17 protein-coding genes and 3 tRNA genes are annotated in these 16,481 nt (G+C 56.5%); 10 read left to right on the forward strand and 10 right to left on the reverse strand.

The annotated features are described in order from the left end of the window. Positions 1 to 177 precede the first annotated feature (177 nt). Complete coding sequence (locus ABU178_RS03695; RefSeq protein ID WP_397212101.1) at positions 178 to 1,275, reverse strand: GGDEF domain-containing protein; 1,098 nt, start codon at positions 1,273 to 1,275, stop codon at positions 178 to 180. Between the two features lie 229 nt (positions 1,276 to 1,504). On the opposite strand from ABU178_RS03695, the gene ABU178_RS03700 reads away from it, so the two are divergent. After that, positions 1,505 to 1,789 carry a DUF1435 domain-containing protein gene (locus ABU178_RS03700; RefSeq protein WP_397212103.1) on the forward strand — a complete coding sequence of 95 codons (285 nt, stop codon included), beginning with the start codon at positions 1,505 to 1,507 and terminating at the stop codon, positions 1,787 to 1,789. A 30-nt stretch (positions 1,790 to 1,819) separates the two neighbouring features. On the opposite strand, the gene ABU178_RS03705 is transcribed toward ABU178_RS03700, so the two are convergent. From ABU178_RS03705 to rsmC, 4 genes are all read right to left on the reverse strand, one after another. Beyond that, positions 1,820 to 1,906, reverse strand: a tRNA-Leu gene (locus ABU178_RS03705). Between the two features lie 28 nt (positions 1,907 to 1,934). After that, positions 1,935 to 2,021 (reverse strand) — tRNA-Leu (locus tag ABU178_RS03710). Positions 2,022 to 2,053: 32 nt separating this feature from the next. Then, a tRNA-Leu gene (locus ABU178_RS03715) sits at positions 2,054 to 2,140 on the reverse strand. Between the two features lie 153 nt (positions 2,141 to 2,293). Continuing rightward, complete coding sequence (rsmC, locus tag ABU178_RS03720; RefSeq protein ID WP_397212104.1) at positions 2,294 to 3,325, reverse strand: 16S rRNA (guanine(1207)-N(2))-methyltransferase RsmC; 1,032 nt, start codon at positions 3,323 to 3,325, stop codon at positions 2,294 to 2,296. Positions 3,326 to 3,432: 107 nt separating this feature from the next. On the opposite strand from rsmC, the gene ABU178_RS03725 reads away from it, so the two are divergent. The 4 genes from ABU178_RS03725 to ABU178_RS03740 all read left to right on the forward strand — a co-directional run bounded on the left by ABU178_RS03725 (position 3,433) and on the right by ABU178_RS03740 (position 5,405). Beyond that, positions 3,433 to 3,843 carry a DNA polymerase III subunit psi gene (locus ABU178_RS03725; RefSeq protein ID WP_397212106.1) on the forward strand — a complete coding sequence of 137 codons (411 nt, stop codon included), beginning with the start codon at positions 3,433 to 3,435 and terminating at the stop codon, positions 3,841 to 3,843. Beyond that, positions 3,815 to 4,255: a ribosomal protein S18-alanine N-acetyltransferase gene (rimI, locus tag ABU178_RS03730; RefSeq protein WP_397212108.1), complete on the forward strand. Its 441-nt coding sequence runs from the start codon at positions 3,815 to 3,817 to the stop codon at positions 4,253 to 4,255. The genes ABU178_RS03725 and rimI overlap by 29 nt, the downstream gene beginning before the upstream one ends. Before the next feature lie 19 nt (positions 4,256 to 4,274). Next, positions 4,275 to 4,958 (forward strand): pyrimidine 5'-nucleotidase, encoded by a 684-nt coding sequence (gene yjjG / locus ABU178_RS03735; RefSeq protein WP_397212110.1) that lies wholly within the window; start codon positions 4,275 to 4,277, stop codon positions 4,956 to 4,958. Between the two features lie 126 nt (positions 4,959 to 5,084). Continuing rightward, on the forward strand, positions 5,085 to 5,405 hold the full coding sequence (locus ABU178_RS03740; RefSeq protein WP_397212112.1) for a hypothetical protein: 321 nt from the start codon (positions 5,085 to 5,087) through the stop codon (positions 5,403 to 5,405). Here the strand turns inward: ABU178_RS03740 and ABU178_RS03745 are convergent. Then, a complete protein-coding gene (locus tag ABU178_RS03745) occupies positions 5,402 to 6,055 on the reverse strand; it encodes a YtjB family periplasmic protein (RefSeq protein WP_397212114.1) in 654 nt (217 codons plus the stop codon). The two genes, ABU178_RS03740 and ABU178_RS03745, sit on opposite strands and share 4 nt — an antisense overlap. Before the next feature lie 105 nt (positions 6,056 to 6,160). On the opposite strand from ABU178_RS03745, the gene serB reads away from it, so the two are divergent. The 3 genes from serB to nadR all read left to right on the forward strand — a co-directional run bounded on the left by serB (position 6,161) and on the right by nadR (position 9,833). After that, positions 6,161 to 7,138, forward strand: a complete 978-nt coding sequence (gene serB / locus ABU178_RS03750; protein WP_397212116.1) for a phosphoserine phosphatase — start codon at positions 6,161 to 6,163, stop codon at positions 7,136 to 7,138. Positions 7,139 to 7,151: 13 nt separating this feature from the next. Next, positions 7,152 to 8,534: a DNA repair protein RadA gene (radA, locus tag ABU178_RS03755; RefSeq protein WP_397212118.1), complete on the forward strand. Its 1,383-nt coding sequence runs from the start codon at positions 7,152 to 7,154 to the stop codon at positions 8,532 to 8,534. Positions 8,535 to 8,606: 72 nt separating this feature from the next. Next, positions 8,607 to 9,833: a multifunctional transcriptional regulator/nicotinamide-nucleotide adenylyltransferase/ribosylnicotinamide kinase NadR gene (nadR, locus tag ABU178_RS03760; RefSeq protein ID WP_397212120.1), complete on the forward strand. Its 1,227-nt coding sequence runs from the start codon at positions 8,607 to 8,609 to the stop codon at positions 9,831 to 9,833. Between the two features lie 43 nt (positions 9,834 to 9,876). Here nadR and ABU178_RS03765 read toward each other — a convergent pair whose 3' ends face one another. Continuing rightward, positions 9,877 to 10,878 carry a zinc-binding alcohol dehydrogenase family protein gene (locus tag ABU178_RS03765; protein WP_397212122.1) on the reverse strand — a complete coding sequence of 334 codons (1,002 nt, stop codon included), beginning with the start codon at positions 10,876 to 10,878 and terminating at the stop codon, positions 9,877 to 9,879. 235 nt (positions 10,879 to 11,113) lie between these two features. Then, entirely contained in the window at positions 11,114 to 12,781 is a 1,668-nt protein-coding gene (gene ettA, locus ABU178_RS03770) for an energy-dependent translational throttle protein EttA (protein ID WP_397212123.1), read from the reverse strand. Between the two features lie 185 nt (positions 12,782 to 12,966). Here ettA and ABU178_RS03775 point away from each other — a divergent pair, with 185 nt between their 5' ends. Beyond that, positions 12,967 to 13,914 (forward strand): 2-hydroxyacid dehydrogenase, encoded by a 948-nt coding sequence (locus tag ABU178_RS03775; protein WP_397212125.1) that lies wholly within the window; start codon positions 12,967 to 12,969, stop codon positions 13,912 to 13,914. A gap of 2 nt (positions 13,915 to 13,916) precedes the next feature. Here the strand turns inward: ABU178_RS03775 and deoR are convergent, their stop codons facing one another. Together deoR and deoC are read right to left on the reverse strand one after the other, a co-directional pair. Continuing rightward, on the reverse strand, positions 13,917 to 14,681 hold the full coding sequence (deoR, locus tag ABU178_RS03780; RefSeq protein WP_397212520.1) for a DNA-binding transcriptional repressor DeoR: 765 nt from the start codon (positions 14,679 to 14,681) through the stop codon (positions 13,917 to 13,919). Between the two features lie 16 nt (positions 14,682 to 14,697). Continuing rightward, on the reverse strand, positions 14,698 to 15,378 hold the full coding sequence (gene deoC / locus ABU178_RS03785; protein WP_397212127.1) for a deoxyribose-phosphate aldolase: 681 nt from the start codon (positions 15,376 to 15,378) through the stop codon (positions 14,698 to 14,700). Positions 15,379 to 15,555: 177 nt separating this feature from the next. Between deoC and rbsK the strand changes: the two genes are divergently transcribed. Continuing rightward, complete coding sequence (gene rbsK / locus ABU178_RS03790; protein ID WP_397212129.1) at positions 15,556 to 16,473, forward strand: ribokinase; 918 nt, start codon at positions 15,556 to 15,558, stop codon at positions 16,471 to 16,473. The last annotated feature ends 8 nt before the right edge of the window (positions 16,474 to 16,481 follow it).

The following is a 16,481-nucleotide window of genomic DNA, read 5'->3' on the forward strand; positions in this document are numbered from 1 at the left end:
AACAGGCAGTCGCGCCCGCTAAAAAGAGGCGCGTTGATGGAAAGGCAGGCAATAAACGTGGCAAAAAGTCAGGATTTATCCGGCAGGCTATCTATTTTCCTGCCGGACAGAGAGAGAAATAAGGAAATTAAGCGCCTCTGGCAAGACAGAATAAAGCCATGACACCACAGCAAAATATTAAATCAGGTCGCCGGAATGACTCAGCGAGGCTTTCGGTAAATCTTCCCAGGCCAGAATAGTATTTCGCCCCTGATTTTTTGCTACATAAAGGGCACGATCGGCATTTGCCACCGCCTGCTCAAAATCATCATCAAATATTGGCGCGATGCCGGCGCTGATGGTGACGTGCGTGGAAACCTTTTCATTAAATCGGTGCGGTATCTCCAGATCAACCACGTACTGGCGAATGCGCTCGGCCAGCTTCATGGCAATCGAGGCGTTAACATTGGTCATCAGCACCAGAAACTCTTCGCCGCCATAACGCGTCACCACGTCGCGCGAGCGCACCGCATCACGGATGGCGACCGATACGCGCGCCAGCGCCTGGTCGCCCATCGCGTGACCGTAGTTGTCGTTGTAGGCCTTGAAATGATCGATATCGAGCAGCAGGACGAAATGGCTGCCAGCGTGATTTTCCAGAATATTTTCCAGACGATTTTTCAGCCCGCGCCGGTTATAAAGTCCGGTGAGCGGATCGAGCATGCTCAAATCGCTGAATGTTTCTCTCTCTTCATAGAGCTGCCTGAGCAGGCGACGGGTAAAGTTATCGACCCGGCGGCGCATAAGATGCTGCAATGAAAAACCGATCAGCGGCAGGGCGATGGCAAACAGAATCATCGCGAGATGATGACCATCGTCCAGCAGCAGCACGGTGACAACCGGCGGCGCAATGTGCAGACAAAAGGCGAGCAGGTAGTCGCTCAGCGCGATGGCGCTGACGAAAAACACGCTAATCAGGCTGATCAGTAAAAAACCGCCGTCAAAATAAAAAACCAGATGGTAGCGGTAATCGATATGCCAGGCCCAAAGCACGCCGTTTATCAATACCACAGGATATAATAGCGGTAGTTTACGTTTTGGCTTGATAAAACAGCCGACTAAAACAAACAGGCTGAATATCATAATTATCATGGCCGGTAAAACATAGCCCGGCTCACTTTTATTAAAAAAAGGAATCAGGGAAAAAAGAGAAACAGCGACATTTAATAACAGGAAAAGCATCAGCGAAAGACGATATTTGCTGTGTTTCAATTCTTCATAAGATTGTAATTTCATTATTAGTACTCGTGACTGCCCTGAAATATCAAAGCACTACCCGACGGAATAAATGAATCGTCAGGGCGTAGAGCAATTTTATGCTGTGTAATTAAAAGGTGTTATCAATCGCAATTTAGCATTTTCCAACTGGTCTGTCATCTTCATACCGGGGAAAAGCAAAAAGCTGCTGCAAGATGAGAAAAACTATCATATGATAATGGGAATGCTTATCATTTGAGGGTGGATCATGGTGATGGCGATATTAGCCGCCTGTGGCTTGTGGTGTGTCAGCTGGATGTTGGGAAACAAGCTGGATAGCGGGTGGGGCGTGCTGTTGCCCTGTGCGGCAATGCCGGTTTTCGCGTTATGGGAACCAAGCTTCAGCCAGTGGCGTCTGGTGATAGTTGTGACGCTGATCCTGACGCTGGTCATGCTATTTCATCAAAAATTACGACACTATCTGCTGCTGCCTTCATGTCTGGCATTAGCGGGCGGTCTGGGGGCAATGGCAGTGAATTTTCACGGGATATAAAACAAAGAGAACAAACAGAGAGGGACAACCTGGTGCGAAGAGAGGGACTTGAACCCTCACGTCCGTTAAGACACTAACACCTGAAGCTAGCGCGTCTACCAATTCCGCCACCTTCGCATTGAGTTGTCTGTTCATATCACCGCATTGGTGCGAAGAGAGGGACTTGAACCCTCACGTCCGTTAAGACACTAACACCTGAAGCTAGCGCGTCTACCAATTCCGCCACCTTCGCGCGATGCTGTGCGATATGAAACATGTGGTTTTTGGTGCGAAGAGAGGGACTTGAACCCTCACGTCCGTTAGGACACTAACACCTGAAGCTAGCGCGTCTACCAATTCCGCCACCTTCGCATACCGGCAATACCTGACAGTATTGCAACCACGGAGGCGCATTTTAGAGATTTTACTCATTGCGTCAACAGATATTTCGCAGCGATGAAACGATTGCTGCAAAAAGCACCGTTTCTCTCGCCGCGTCACTGTTTTTCGCCGCGGAATTGTCGCTTAGCGTGCTTTTGCGCCGCGTCCGTAGACGGCACGGTACACTTTGAAACGTCCGGTTTGCGCCAGCACTTCGTGGCTGCCGAAGGTTTCATCCAGCACCTGCGGGTAGGGCAGGAAGGCGTTCGCCACGATGCGTAACTCGCCGCCGGTGTTGAGATGTTTGACCGCGCCGCGAATCAGCGCATGGGCCGCATCAAGGCTGGTCTGCAACCCTTCATGAAACGGCGGGTTGGAGATGATCATATCAAAACGACCGGTAACGTCAGAGAAAACGTTGCTGGCAAAGACTTCACCTTCCAGTCCGTTCTCAGCCAGCGTCGCCTTGCTCGCTTCCACGGCTGCGGCGTGAACGTCGCACAGCCAGAGGCGCACTTTCGGCGACCGGCGCGCCACCACGCTGGCAATGACGCCCGCGCCACAGCCGATATCCAGCACTTTGCCTTTGGCGTGCGGCTTCAGGGTAGAGAGCAGCAGGGCGCTGCCCGTATCCAGTCCGTCGCGGCTGAAGACGCCGGGCAGGGTGCTTATGTTGAGATCGCCCAGCTCATAGCCGCCCCAGAAATCGTCCGGGTCGAAGGTGGCTTGCTGCTCCAGCTGACCATGATAGAGACCGCAGCGGCGCGCGCTGTCGATCTTCTCCAGACGAGCCCAGGCTTCCAGCATGCCTTCGGCGCTGCGTACGCCGCTACGGTTTTCGCCGACGACAAAAATGTCGCAGCCAATGGGCAGCAGCGAAAGCAGGTTTTGTAATTGAAACTGCGCTTCAGGCTTATTTTTCGGCCAGTAGTAGATCAGCGTATCGCAGTCGCCCACGCTGTCGGCCGTGGCCACCAGGCCATACTGCGCTGCTTCACCCAGAGAGCGGCTCAGATTTTGCCAGTGATGATATTGCTGGCTATGCACCCGGGTCGAGGCCGTTTCCAGCTGAGCAGGCAGGTCATCCTGCAGATCGCCAGCAAATAATACGCGGCGGGTAGAAAATTCATCACTGTGGCGCAGTATCACTTCGCTGGCCGGGGTAAAAGCAGACATGGAGGGCTCCTGTTGTGTCAGAGCGGCGATTATAGTGGTTTGTTGGCGCATGTTCGATGGGTTTGCTAGCATAGCGTCGCAATCATGCAGCACATCAGGTAGAAAGAATGAGTACCAGGCGCGACTGGCTGTTACAGCAAATGGGCATAACGCAGTATCAACTGCGGCGTCCGCGCGTGCTGCAAGGCGAGATTGCCGTGAGCCTCGCGCCCGACACCCGCCTGCTGATTGTGGCGGAAACCCCGCCCACGCTGCAGGAACCGCTTATCGGCGATGTGCTGCGCACGCTGGGCCTGCAAACCTCACAGGTGATGAGCTTGACGCCTGAGCAATTGTTGATGCTGCCGGACACGCTGAGCTGCGCAGGTTGGCTGCTGGGCGTGGAGAGCGAACAGGCGTTTAACGGCATCCAATTGCGCACCGCCTCCTTAAATGAACTAATCAGCAGCAGCGCGGCAAAACGCGCGCTCTGGCAACAGATGTGTAAACATGACAGCCATCTCTTTCCTCACCCCTGACGATCTCGCTCAGGCGCACGCGATTGAGCGTCGCAGCCACGCTTTTCCCTGGAGCGAAAAAACCTTCGCCAGCAATCAGGGGGAGCGTTTTCTGAATTTCCGTCTCGATGTCGCCGGACAGATGGCGGCCTTCGCCATCACCCAGGTGGTGCTGGATGAAGCTTCGCTGTTCAACGTGGCGGTCGATCCCGCTTACCAGCGACGCGGCCTGGGGCGACAGCTGCTGCAGCATTTGATCGGCGAGCTGCAACAGCGTGATGTGATGACGCTGTGGCTGGAGGTCCGCGCCTCCAATCTGCCCGCGATTGCGCTCTATGAGCAGCTGGAGTTTCATCAGGTTTCACGACGTCCGAACTACTATCCCGCTGCCAGCGGACGCGAAGACGCCATTATCATGGCGCTGACGCTATAGCCTCTTCATAAGGAGCACTATGTTACAGAACTGGGACTGCATCCTGTTTGATGCGGACGACACGCTGTTTCACTTTGATGCCTTTTCCGGCCTGCAGCGTCTGTTTGCCGGCTATGAGGTGCATTTTACCGACCAGGACTATGCCGACTATCAGGCGATCAACAAGCCGCTCTGGGTTGATTACCAAAATGGCGCCATTACCGCGCTACAGCTGCAGACGCGCCGCTTTACCGGCTGGGCCGAGAAGCTGAACGTCTCTGCCGATATTCTCAACAGCGGCTTTCTTTCGGCGATGGCGGAAATCTGCACGCCGCTGGAAGGCGCGGTCAGCCTGCTGGATACCCTGAAAGGAAAAGTGAAGCTGGCGATCATTACCAACGGCTTCACCGCCCTACAGCAGGCGCGCCTTGAGCGTACCGGTTTTATGGGCTATTTCGACGCGCTGGTGATTTCGGAGCAGGTAGGCCTGCCCAAGCCGGACGCGGCGATTTTTGACTATGCGCTGCAGCAGTTGGGCAATCCGCCGCGGGAAAGAGTATTGATGGTAGGCGACACGCCCGAGTCGGATATTCTTGGCGGCATGAACGCGGGACTGAAAACCTGCTGGCTTGATAACGGCACGCGCCCGCTGCCGGAAACCATTCGGCCTACCTGGCGCGTAACGTCGTTAGCCCAGCTGGAAGCGCTGCTGACCGCTTCCTGATACAGCCAAAGTATCTATTCACCGTAAAGTGAAAAAATAACCGAAAAGGCCTGATTACGGGCTTTTTCTTTTTTTAATATCTATTCATGGATCTATTCATCTACTCTTTTCAGAGCGGTTAATGCTATGGTCGACGTCGCTGCATTACTGTTGGAAGGTCCGCTTGCCGCCTCAGCGTTACAGGCCCGGCTGAACATCAGTCAGGCCACCTTGTCCCGCGCCGTTCAGCAAAACCGGCAAATTTTAAAGTGGGCAAAAGCACGAGCGACACGTTACGCGCTGTTGCGTCCACTACGTGGTGAATCTGCGATTCCCCTTTGGCGAGTTAGCGAACAGAGGAAAACCGTTTCCGCAGATGCGAAAATCAGCAGCGGATTCCGTGAGATTGCCCGTCAGGCAAGCGACCAGCTGCAAGCCTGCGACAACACCTTAAGTCAGATGGCTTAACGCGGGGACTCTTCCGCCACGTCCTCGCTATCCTCTTTTACCGGCTTGCTGGCGGTGAGCAGGAAGGGCGACTGCTGCCAGCGGGTACGGCGATCGCGCAGCAGGGTACGGGTGAGAATAATGCCAATCGCTAAGGCCAGCAGCATCATCAGGCGCAGAATATTGGTGGTGTTATCCACCTGACGGGATTCGGTCACCAGCACATGGGTATCGAGCGTGACGCGCAAAAAGCCGAGCGGGCCCTCTTTACTGGTGAGCGGCTGCACAATCTGATGGTTGAAGTAGCTGCCGGCGCGCTTACCGTCCAGCGCCAGGCGATCGCGCACGTTGATGTTTTCGCCGCTGTGCGCGATCAGGCTGCCGTCATCAGCGTACACCGAGGCGTCGAGAATGCGGCTGTTGGCGGTCATCTGGTTCAGAATAGTTTCAATCTGGCTGCGGTTATCGTCGCTGTTGTCCATCAAGGGTTGCAGGCTGAACGCCACCTGTTTGGTCAGGGTGCGCGCCAGCTCCTCGACCTGCCCGGAGCGCGCCATCTGATGACCAAGACTAAACCACGACGCGCCCTGCATCAGCACCACCAGCAGCGCCAGCGAGATCAGGACAATCGCCGTGCGGTGCAGGCGAAATTTTAGTTTGGTCTTAACCATTCACAACCCATCCACATAACAACAGAAAGCCTGAGATTATGTTGCCAGAAGCGGCGCAGACAAGGTAGCCTCTTGCGTGGTTTTGTTGTCCCTACAGGAGCTGTGATGCCAAATCGTCTTACCTGGTGCGATCTGCCCGCCGATGTTTCACTCTGGCCGGGCTTGCCCCTTTCCCTCAGCGGCGACGAAGTCATGCCGCTGGATTACCGTGCCGGTCGTACGGGCTGGCTGCTGTATGGGCGCGGGCTTGATAAACAACGTCTGACTGACTATCAGCACCAGCTGGGTGCGGCGATGGTGATTGTCAGCGCATGGAATGTGGATGAATATCAGGTGTTGCGCCTGGCCGGTTCGCTGACGCCGCGCGCCAGCAAGCTGGCGCACGAGGCCGGGTTGGATGTGGCGCCGCTCGGCAAAATCCCGCATCTGAAAACGCCGGGCCTGCTGGTAATGGACATGGACTCCACCGCCATCCAGATCGAATGCATTGATGAGATTGCCAAACTGGCGGGCAGCGGCGATCTGGTGGCCGACGTGACCGAACGCGCGATGCGCGGCGAGCTCGATTTCAAAGCCAGCCTGCGTCAGCGCGTGGCGACCCTGAAAGGGGCCGATGCCAATATTCTGCAGCAGGTGCGCGACGCGCTGCCGCTGATGCCGGGTCTGACCACGCTGGTGCACAAATTACAGGCGCTCGGCTGGCAGGTGGCTATCGCCTCGGGCGGCTTCACCTACTTCGCGGAGTACCTGCGCGATCGGCTTCATCTCTCCGCCATCGTGGCGAACGAGCTGGAGATGCGCGACGGGCTGTTGACCGGCGAAGTGATCGGGCCGATCGTCGATGCAGAATATAAAGCGGAGACGCTGCGCAAGCTGGCGCAGCGTTTTGAGATTGCGCCGGAACAAACGGTGGCGATTGGCGACGGCGCGAACGATCTGTTGATGATCAAGGCGTCCGCGCTGGGCATCGCCTACCATGCTAAACCTAAAGTGAATGAGCAGACGGAAGTGATTATTCGTCACGCCGACCTGATGGGTGTGTTTTGCATCCTCAGCGGCAGTCTGATCCATGAAGAGCGTTAACTGAGGTATTGATTTGGCCAAAGCGGCAAAACGCGCCTTCGTTTGTAACGAATGCGGCGCTGACTATCCGCGCTGGCAGGGGCAATGTAGCGCCTGTCACGCCTGGAACACCATCACTGAGGTGCGCCTTGCCGCCTCGCCGGCCGCTGCGCGCAACGAGCGCCTGAGCGGCTATGCGGGCAGCGCCGGCCCCAGCCGGGTGCAGAAGCTGTCGGAAATCAGCCTGGAGGAGCTGCCTCGTTTCTCCACTGGCTTTAAAGAATTTGACCGCGTGCTGGGCGGCGGCGTAGTGCCGGGCAGCGCCATCCTGATTGGCGGCAGCCCCGGCGCCGGTAAATCGACGCTGCTGCTGCAAACCCTGTGCAAGCTTTCTGAAAAGATGAAAACGCTGTACGTCACCGGCGAAGAGTCGTTGCAGCAGGTGGCGATGCGCGCGCACCGTCTTCACCTGCCGACAGAAAATCTCAACATGCTGTCGGAAACCAGCATCGAGCAAATCTGCCTGATCGCCGAGCAGGAGCAGCCGAAGCTGATGGTGATCGACTCCATCCAGGTGATGCACATGGCGGATATCCAGTCCTCGCCCGGCAGCGTGGCGCAGGTGCGGGAAACCGCCGCTTATCTGACGCGCTTCGCCAAAACGCGCGGCGTGGCGATCGTGATGGTGGGTCACGTCACCAAAGATGGCTCGCTGGCGGGTCCGAAAGTGCTGGAACACTGTATCGACTGCTCGGTGATGCTGGATGGCGATGCCGACTCCCGTTTCCGTACCCTGCGCAGCCATAAAAACCGCTTCGGCGCGGTGAATGAGCTGGGCGTGTTCGCCATGACCGAGCAGGGCATGCGCGAGGTCAGCAACCCCTCCGCCATCTTCTTGTCGCGCGGCGATGAGGCCACCCCCGGCAGCTCGGTGATGGTAGTATGGGAAGGCACGCGGCCGCTGCTGGTCGAGATTCAGGCGCTGGTGGATCACTCCATGCTCGGCAACCCGCGTCGCGTCGCGGTCGGGCTGGAGCAGAACCGGCTGGCGATCCTGCTGGCGGTGCTGCATCGTCACGGCGGCCTGCAGATGGCGGATCAGGATGTGTTCGTTAATGTGGTAGGCGGCGTGAAGGTCACGGAAACCTCTGCCGACCTGGCGCTGCTGCTGGCGATGGTTTCCAGCCTGCGCGACCGTCCGCTGCCGAACGATCTGGTGATCTTCGGCGAAGTGGGGCTGGCGGGTGAGATTCGTCCGGTGCCGAGCGGCCAGGAGCGCATCTCCGAGGCGGCGAAGCACGGCTTTAAACGCGCCATCGTGCCGGCGGCTAACGCGCCGAAAAAGCCGATCGACAATATGCAGGTCTTTAGCGTGAAGAAGCTGGCGGATGCGCTGGCGATTCTGGATGAGTTGTAACCGCGTTCATCCGGCACAGGCGGCTGCGGGCCGCCTTTTTACATTTCCGCAATCTCATGCAGGAGGCAATTAATGTCGTCTTTTGACTACCTGAAAACCACAATCCGGCAGCAGGGGCATACGCTGCAACAGGTGGCTGACGCCAGCGGAATGACCAAGGGTTACCTCAGCCAGCTGCTGAACGCCAAAATCAAAAGTCCGAGCGCGCAGAAGCTGGAAGCGCTGCACCGTTTTCTTGGCCTGGAATTCCCGCGCCGCGAAAAAACCGTGGGCGTGGTGTTCGGCAAATTTTATCCGCTGCACACCGGACATATCTATCTGATTCAGCGCGCCTGTAGCCAGGTGGATGAACTGCATATCATCATGGGCTTTGATGAACCGCGCGATCGTGAGCTGTTCGAGAACAGCGCCATGTCGCAGCAGCCCACTATCAGCGATCGGCTGCGCTGGCTGCTGCAAACCTTTAAATATCAGAAAAATATTCGTATCCACGCGTTCAACGAAGAGGGAATCGAACCCTATCCGCACGGCTGGGATCTCTGGAGCGAAGGGGTAAAAAACTTTCTGGCGCAGCAGGGCATCGATCCGGACCGCGTCTATACCAGCGAAGCGCCCGATGCACCGATGTATCAGCAGCATCTCGGCGTGCCGGCTTTGGTCATCGATCCACAACGATCCTTTATGAATATCAGCGGCGGCCAGATCCGGCAGGATCCTTTTCGCTACTGGGAATATATCCCGACCGAGGTAAAACCCTTTTTCGTGCGCACCGTGGCCATTCTGGGCGGCGAGTCGAGCGGCAAATCGACGCTGGTGAATAAGCTGGCAAATATTTTTAACACCACCAGCGCCTGGGAATATGGCCGCGATTACGTCTTTTCCCATCTGGGTGGCGACGAGATGGCGCTGCAATATTCTGACTACGATAAGATTGCGCTGGGTCAGGCGCAGTACATCGATTTCGCCATCAAGCACGCCAATAAAGTCGCCTTTATCGACACCGATTTCATCACTACTCAGGCGTTTTGCCTGAAATATGAGGGGCGTGAGCATCCGTTTGTGCAGGCGCTGATCGACGAATACCGTTTCGACCTGGTGATCCTGCTGGAAAACAACGTACCCTGGGTGGCGGACGGCCTGCGCAGCCTCGGCAGTTCAGTGGATCGGCGTGAATTTCAGTCGCTGCTGATCACTATGCTGCGGGAAAATAACGTGGAATTTGTTCATGTGGAAGAGAACGATTACGACAGCCGCTTTCTGCGCTGTATTGAGCTGGTTAAAGCGCGGTTAAGTATTTAGCAAGCTCTCCCCCTGCGTCGGGAGGGGGAGAGCAGGCAGGTAATCAGTAGGCAATCACCACTTTGCCGCGCATATGGCCTTCCAGCACGCGCTGATGCGCCGCCATCAACGTCTCGACGCTCAGGCCCTGTAAGGTTTCGTTCAGCGTGGTTTGCAGCTTGCCTTTATCCAGCAGTTTCGCCACCGTCTCAAGGATTTCGCCCTGACGCGCGATGTCCGGCGTATTGTACATGCTGCGCGTATACATAAATTCCCAGTGCAGCGCGGCGCTTTTCAGCTTCAGCTGATCCATCGATAGCGGACGTTCATTCTCCACGATGGTACAGATATCGCCCTGTGGTGCGACCAGCTTGTTCATGGCTTCCCAGTGGCCGTCGGTGTCGTTCAGGCAGAAGATGTAATCCACCTGTTTGATGCCCTGTTTTTCCAGCTCACCCGGCATATCTTTGTAGTTAATGACCCGATCGGCGCCGCGATCGCGGCACCACTGCGCAGACTCTTCCTGCGACGCGGTGGCGATAACTTCCACTTTGCTGTGCAGTTTGGCGAAGGGGATAGCCAGCGAACCGACGCCGCCTGCGCCGCCGACAATCAGCAGCGTCTGGCCTGGTTTAGCATCCTGAATGTTCAGGCGCTCAAACAGTCCTTCCCAGGCCGTCAGCGCCGTCAGCGGAAGCGCCGCGGCCGCCGCCCAGTCGAGGCTCTTGGGTTTGTGCGCCACGATGCGCGAGTCGATCAGCTGCTGCGTGCTGTTGCTGCCGGGACGGGTAAGATCGCCAGCGTAGTACACCTCGTCACCTGGCTTAAAGCCGGTCACGTTGCTGCCTGCCTCAAGCACCACGCCGCTGGCATCCCAGCCAAGAATGCGCGGCTGCTGCAAACCGTTTTTAACGGCCCCTTTGTGGACTTTAGTGTCGACCGGATTGACCGACGCCGCTTTGACTTCCACCAGCAGGTCGAACCCCGTGGGCGTTGGCTTTTCCTGTTGGATTTCAATAAAGGCTTTGGGATTTTCCGGGTTGATAGCAATAGCGCGAATAGTCATAGGTTTCTCCTTGGTTAATACGCACAGTGTAGTCCTGTATGTTCATCATAAATCCTGGTGGCAGGCGAAACTTGTCAGCGCTGGCGCTTTATTGAATGGGTTTTGTAATTAAGGAGGGAGCGGTTTTTATCGTTAAACAGGATGGGTATGTTTCAACATCAGCCCGCGCAGTGGCTTCGGGCCAGGTTCATCGTCGGGAGTTAAACGGAGGAGAGCCTCCTCCGTTTATTTTCCATTACTTCGTCATACGCTTGTACTTCATACGCTTTGGCTCGAGCGCGTCGGCGCCGAGGGTGCGTTTTTTATACTCTTCGTATTCGCTAAAGTTGCCTTCGAAGAAGTCGATTTTGCCCTCATCCTGATAGTCGAGGATGTGGGTGGCGATACGGTCAAGGAACCAGCGGTCATGCGAGATCACCATCGCACAGCCAGGGAACTCCAGCAGGGCGTTTTCCAGCGCACGCAGGGTTTCCACGTCCAGGTCGTTGGTGGGTTCATCGAGCAACAGCACGTTGCCGCCGACCTGCAATAGTTTGGCCAGATGCAGACGGCCACGCTCGCCGCCGGAAAGCTCGCCCACGCGTTTGCCCTGGTCGGTGCCTTTGAAGTTAAAGCGGCCGACGTAAGCGCGGCTCGGCATTTCAAAGTTGCCGATGCGCATAATATCCAGACCGCCTGACACTTCTTCCCACACGGTTTTCGAGCCGTCCATCGCGTCGCGGAACTGATCCACCGAGGCGAGCTTCACGGTATCGCCCAGCTCAATGGTGCCGGCGTCAGGTTGCTCCTGACCGGTCATCATGCGGAACAGCGTGGACTTACCGGCGCCGTTCGGGCCGATGATGCCGACGATGGCGCCTTTTGGTACTGAGAACGACAGGTTGTCGATCAGCACGCGATCGCCATAGGATTTGGTCAGGTTATTCACCTCAACCACTTTGTCACCCAGGCGCGGACCCGGCGGAATAAAGAGTTCGCTGGTCTCGTTACGCTTCTGGTATTCGGTGCTGTTCAGCTCTTCAAAGCGTGCCAGGCGCGCTTTGCCCTTCGACTGACGGCCTTTAGCGCCCTGACGCACCCACTCCAGCTCTTTCTCAATCGACTTACGACGCGCCGCTTCTGCGGACGCTTCCTGCGCCAGACGCTGATCTTTTTGCTCCAGCCAGGAGGAGTAGTTGCCTTCCCACGGAATGCCTTCGCCACGGTCAAGCTCCAGAATCCAGCCGGCAACGTTATCGAGGAAGTAACGGTCGTGGGTAATCGCCACCACGGTACCTTCGAAGTCGTGCAGGAAGCGCTCCAGCCAGGCCACGGATTCAGCATCCAGGTGGTTGGTAGGTTCGTCGAGCAGCAGCATGTCTGGCTTTTCCAGCAGCAGACGGCACAGCGCTACGCGGCGGCGTTCACCGCCGGAGAGGTTGCCGATTGTCGCGTCCCAGTCCGGCAGGCGCAGCGCGTCAGCGGCGCGCTCCAGCTGGCTGTTGAGGTTATGACCGTCGTGCGCCTGGATAATCTCTTCCAGACGACCCTGTTCAGCGGCGAGCTTGTCGAAGTCGGCATCCGGCTCGGCATAGAGCGCGTAAACCTCATCCAGACGCTTCAGCGCGCCGACCACTTCAGAGAGCGCTTCTTCAACAGATTCGCGCACCGTGTGTTCGGTGTTGAGCTGCGGCTCCTGTGGCAGGTAGCCCACTTTGATGCCCGGCTGCGGGCGCGCTTCCCCTTCGATATCTTTATCAATGCCCGCCATAATGCGCAGCAGGGTCGATTTACCGGCCCCGTTCAGGCCGAGAACGCCGATTTTTGCACCGGGAAAAAAGCTGAGAGAGATATTCTTCAGAATATGACGCTTCGGCGGAACCACTTTGCCGACGCGATGCATGCTATAGACGAATTGAGCCACGTTGTAATGAGCCTCTTGGAGTCTGTATGGTGATTTATCAGATGACGAAGTTTAGCCTTTTTCACCGTCCAATCACAGCCACAGGCAGGGGTTAATTCCGAAGAGGCGTTGCCTGTGGGATAACTGTTTGATTTACACACAATGCCGGGACTATGCTGCGATTTTGTAAAAAAAGGGGAAGATCGATGAGAGTACTGATCGCAGCGGATGAAAACGCCTGGGGCGGCATGATCCAGTCATTTCGGCAGACATTACCGGACGTGGAGTTTGTCGCGTCGGCGGGCCACGCGGCGGAGAGCCTGGCCGGTTTTGACGCGTTGATCCCCGGTATGTGCAAAGTCGATGCATCCTTGCTGGCGACGGCGGATCGCCTGAAGCTGATTCAGCAAGCGGGTGCCGGGCTGGAAGGCGTGGATATCGCCGCCGCGAAGGCGCAAAACGTGATGGTCGCCAACGTGCCTTCCGACACCTCCGGCAACGCCGATTCCGTGGCGGAGCTGGGCATCTGGATGATGATTGGTCTGGCGCGCCAACAGCAGGAGATCGCCAACTGCCTGGCCCGCCAGCGTCTTGGTCAGCCGGTTGGCATGGGTCTGATGGGAAAAACCGTTGGACTGGTGGGGCTGGGCGGTATCGGCAAAGCGCTGGCGAAGCGGCTTTTGGCCTTCGGCATGCGCATGATTGGAGTAAAGCGCGAAGCGGATGAGAATTTTGCTCGTGCCCATGGTCTGGCCTGGGTTGGCGAGATGGCGCAGTTGCCGGCGTTGCTGGCAGAATCCGATTTCGTGGTGCTCAGCCTGCCGGACAACCCGCAGACGCATCACATCATTGATGGTCAGGCGCTCAGCCAGATGAAGCCCGGCAGCTTTTTGATCAACCTCGGACGCGGCGGGCTGATTGAAAAGTCCGCCTTTCTGACGGCGCTGGAGAGGCAAACCCTGGCGGGCGCCGGGCTGGACGTTTTCTGGCAGGAGCCGCCGGACCCACAGGATGTGGTCTTCCGTCATAATGTGATCGCCACGCCGCATATTGGCGGCGTGACGGACATTTCGCTGGCGGGCAACGTGGCGGGCGTATGCGACAACCTGCGCCGTCTGCGTGACGGCGAGACGATTGAAAACCGCTGGGCGTAATGTCAGGGCAGGCGCAGCGGCACCTTATGCTGCGTCAGCCATGCTTGCAGCGTCTTTTCCGGCGCGCTGTCGCTCACCAGCAGATCGAAACGTTGCAGTTCGCCGATTCTGGCGGGCAGCACCTTGCCATATTTACTGCTATCCGCCACCAGCACGCGCTGACGCGCGCGCCGCATGGCATGGTGTTTCATCGCCAGTTCGTTGAGGTTATAACAGGTTGCGCCCTGTTCGCTGTCGATACCGGCGGCAGAGATAAACGCCAGCGTCGGGCAGAGATCGTCCAGGATGGAGTGGGTGCCGATCGGCGTAAACAGTGCGTTATCAGCATGAAATTCTCCGCCGCTCAGGATGACGTTGCACGCGGGTTTCTCTTTCAGCGCCAGAAAGGTATTCATCGCACAGCAGATGGCGGTAAAGGGCAGGGTGTCAGGCAAGGCGTCCACGATATAAGGCACGGTAGTGCCGCAATCGAAAAACACCGTATCGTTTTCATCGATCAGGCTGGCGGCAGCTTGCGCCAGCCGCTGCTTTTTCGCCGCATTCTGGCCATGTTGATCGGAAACAAAATAGTGCCCGGCATGACTTTTCGGATCGCTGACGATATAGCCGCCCAGCAGTACCACCACCGAACCCGCTTCATTCAGGTCGCGGCGAATGGTCATTTCTGAAACGCCCAACAGCTGAGCGGCATCTTTCAGGTGAAGCTTGTCAGTGCGCTTCAACGCCTGAGCCAGCTTATATATACGTTCGTCGCGCCGGGTTTCCATCACCATCTCTGTTTATTTAATACCCTGTGGTAGCAGACATCGCATCAGTGACAATCGCCACGCCAGCGCTGGTTCCGATCCGTGTTGCGCCTGCTTCAACCATCGCCTGCGCGGTCTGACGATCGCGTACCGCGCCCGAGGCTTTTACTGCGACCTGCTCGCCCACGGTGGCTTTCATCAGCCTGACATCTTCTGTCCGTGCGCCACCGGTGCTGAAACCGGTTGATGTTTTTACAAATGCGACCTGCAAATCACGGCAAATTTCACAAATTTTAATGATTTGCGTCTCGCTGAGCAGGCAAGTTTCCAATATTACCTTTAAAGGGATCGACCCGCAAACTTCACGTACGGCAGCGATATCCGCCTCAACCGCCGCGAGGTTACCGCTTTTCAACCAGCCCGTATTGATCACCATATCGATCTCCTGTGCGCCTGCGGCGATAGCGCTTTGCGCTTCAAATGCTTTCACGGCGCTCAAGGTTGCGCCCAGCGGAAAACCGATCACGGCACAGATTTTCACCGGGCTGTTATCAAGACTGGATTTGGCCAGCGGGACATAACCCGCGTTGACGCAAACAGCATAAAAATGATGCTGCCTGGCTTCCGCACAAAGCTGACGAATCTGTGCTTCGGTGGCGTCTGCCGCCAGCAAAGTATGATCGATATAGCGGGCAAAATCGGAAATGGTCTGGCTCATGGTGCTCTCCTTGATGAGGGTTTTTGTTAAAATAATAACATTGCAGGTTTGCTGTCAATCACCGCAAAAAGCGATTAACTAAAATAATCGCGGTGGGATTATTGTCACAAAATTAACGATAAAGACCTGTTAGTGTTATTTTTATAACATTTTTGCTAAACACAGCCGGGAGAAAAAATGGAGATTGCGGTTATTGGATCCAACATGGTGGATCTCATCACCTACACCAACACGTTACCTAAAGCAGGCGAAACCCTGGAGGCACCCGACTTTGCGATTGGTTGTGGAGGAAAAGGGGCAAATCAGGCGGTGGCCGCGGCAAAACTGGGCGCGCAGGTGATGATGGTAAGCAAAGTCGGTGATGACCTGTTTGCGGCGAATACGCTCGCGAACCTGCAACAGCAGGGTATAGACACGCGCTATGTGACAACAATGCCTGGCACTTCCAGCGGCGTCGCGCCGATCTTTGTCGATGACCAGTCGCAAAATCGCATTTTGATCGTGAAAGGTGCCAATGACTATCTGAAACCCACTGATATTGATACGGCGGCAGAAGCGTTGAAAAGCTGTCAGCTGCTGATTCTGCAGCTGGAGATCCCGCTGGAGACAGTCTATTACGCCATCGATTTTGCCCGTCGGCAGGGTATCAAAGTCATCCTTAATCCGGCCCCTGCAGTGGCGAACCTGGATATCCACTACGCCTGCCAGTGCGACTATTTCATGCCAAATGAGACCGAACTGGAAATCCTTACCGGCCTGCCCGTAAAGACTGATGAGCAGGTAGAAGCTGCGGGTCAGTCGTTGCTGAAACGGGGCCTGAAAAATTTGATCATCACGCTTGGCAGCCGGGGCGCGCTATGGATGCACGGTACAGAGACGTATCGGGTCGCGCCAACGCCCGTCAACGCCGTGGATACCAGCGGCGCAGGAGATGCATTTATCGGCTGTTTTGCCCATTCGCTGATAAAAACAGGCGACGTCGCCCAGGCGATGCAGCTGGCGTCCGCCTATGCCGCCTGTAGCGTCACCCGACGTGGCACACAGCGCTCTTATCCGGACGCGGAGACCTTCCAGCGTTTTCATAACGTTAACTGAGGCCTTGT

This window comes from Pantoea osteomyelitidis, assembly GCF_044342975.1.
Lineage (GTDB): Bacteria > Pseudomonadota > Gammaproteobacteria > Enterobacterales > Enterobacteriaceae > Pantoea > Pantoea osteomyelitidis.

Bases quoted from the DNA above. Each gene is read 5' to 3' on its own strand.
- ABU178_RS03695 (WP_397212101.1), bottom strand. From the start codon at position 1,275: ATGAAATTACAATCTTATGAAGAATTGAAACACAGCAAATATCGTCTT.
- ABU178_RS03700 (WP_397212103.1), top strand. From the start codon at position 1,505: ATGGTGATGGCGATATTAGCCGCCTGTGGCTTGTGGTGTGTCAGCTGG.
- rsmC (WP_397212104.1), bottom strand. From the start codon at position 3,325: ATGTCTGCTTTTACCCCGGCCAGCGAAGTGATACTGCGCCACAGTGAT.
- ABU178_RS03725 (WP_397212106.1), top strand. From the start codon at position 3,433: ATGAGTACCAGGCGCGACTGGCTGTTACAGCAAATGGGCATAACGCAG.
- rimI (WP_397212108.1), top strand. From the start codon at position 3,815: ATGACAGCCATCTCTTTCCTCACCCCTGACGATCTCGCTCAGGCGCAC.
- yjjG (WP_397212110.1), top strand. From the start codon at position 4,275: ATGTTACAGAACTGGGACTGCATCCTGTTTGATGCGGACGACACGCTG.
- ABU178_RS03740 (WP_397212112.1), top strand. From the start codon at position 5,085: ATGGTCGACGTCGCTGCATTACTGTTGGAAGGTCCGCTTGCCGCCTCA.
- ABU178_RS03745 (WP_397212114.1), bottom strand. From the start codon at position 6,055: ATGGTTAAGACCAAACTAAAATTTCGCCTGCACCGCACGGCGATTGTC.
- serB (WP_397212116.1), top strand. From the start codon at position 6,161: ATGCCAAATCGTCTTACCTGGTGCGATCTGCCCGCCGATGTTTCACTC.
- nadR (WP_397212120.1), top strand. From the start codon at position 8,607: ATGTCGTCTTTTGACTACCTGAAAACCACAATCCGGCAGCAGGGGCAT.
- ABU178_RS03765 (WP_397212122.1), bottom strand. From the start codon at position 10,878: ATGACTATTCGCGCTATTGCTATCAACCCGGAAAATCCCAAAGCCTTT.
- ABU178_RS03775 (WP_397212125.1), top strand. From the start codon at position 12,967: ATGAGAGTACTGATCGCAGCGGATGAAAACGCCTGGGGCGGCATGATC.
- deoR (WP_397212520.1), bottom strand. From the start codon at position 14,681: ATGGAAACCCGGCGCGACGAACGTATATATAAGCTGGCTCAGGCGTTG.
- deoC (WP_397212127.1), bottom strand. From the start codon at position 15,378: ATGAGCCAGACCATTTCCGATTTTGCCCGCTATATCGATCATACTTTG.
- rbsK (WP_397212129.1), top strand. From the start codon at position 15,556: ATGGAGATTGCGGTTATTGGATCCAACATGGTGGATCTCATCACCTAC.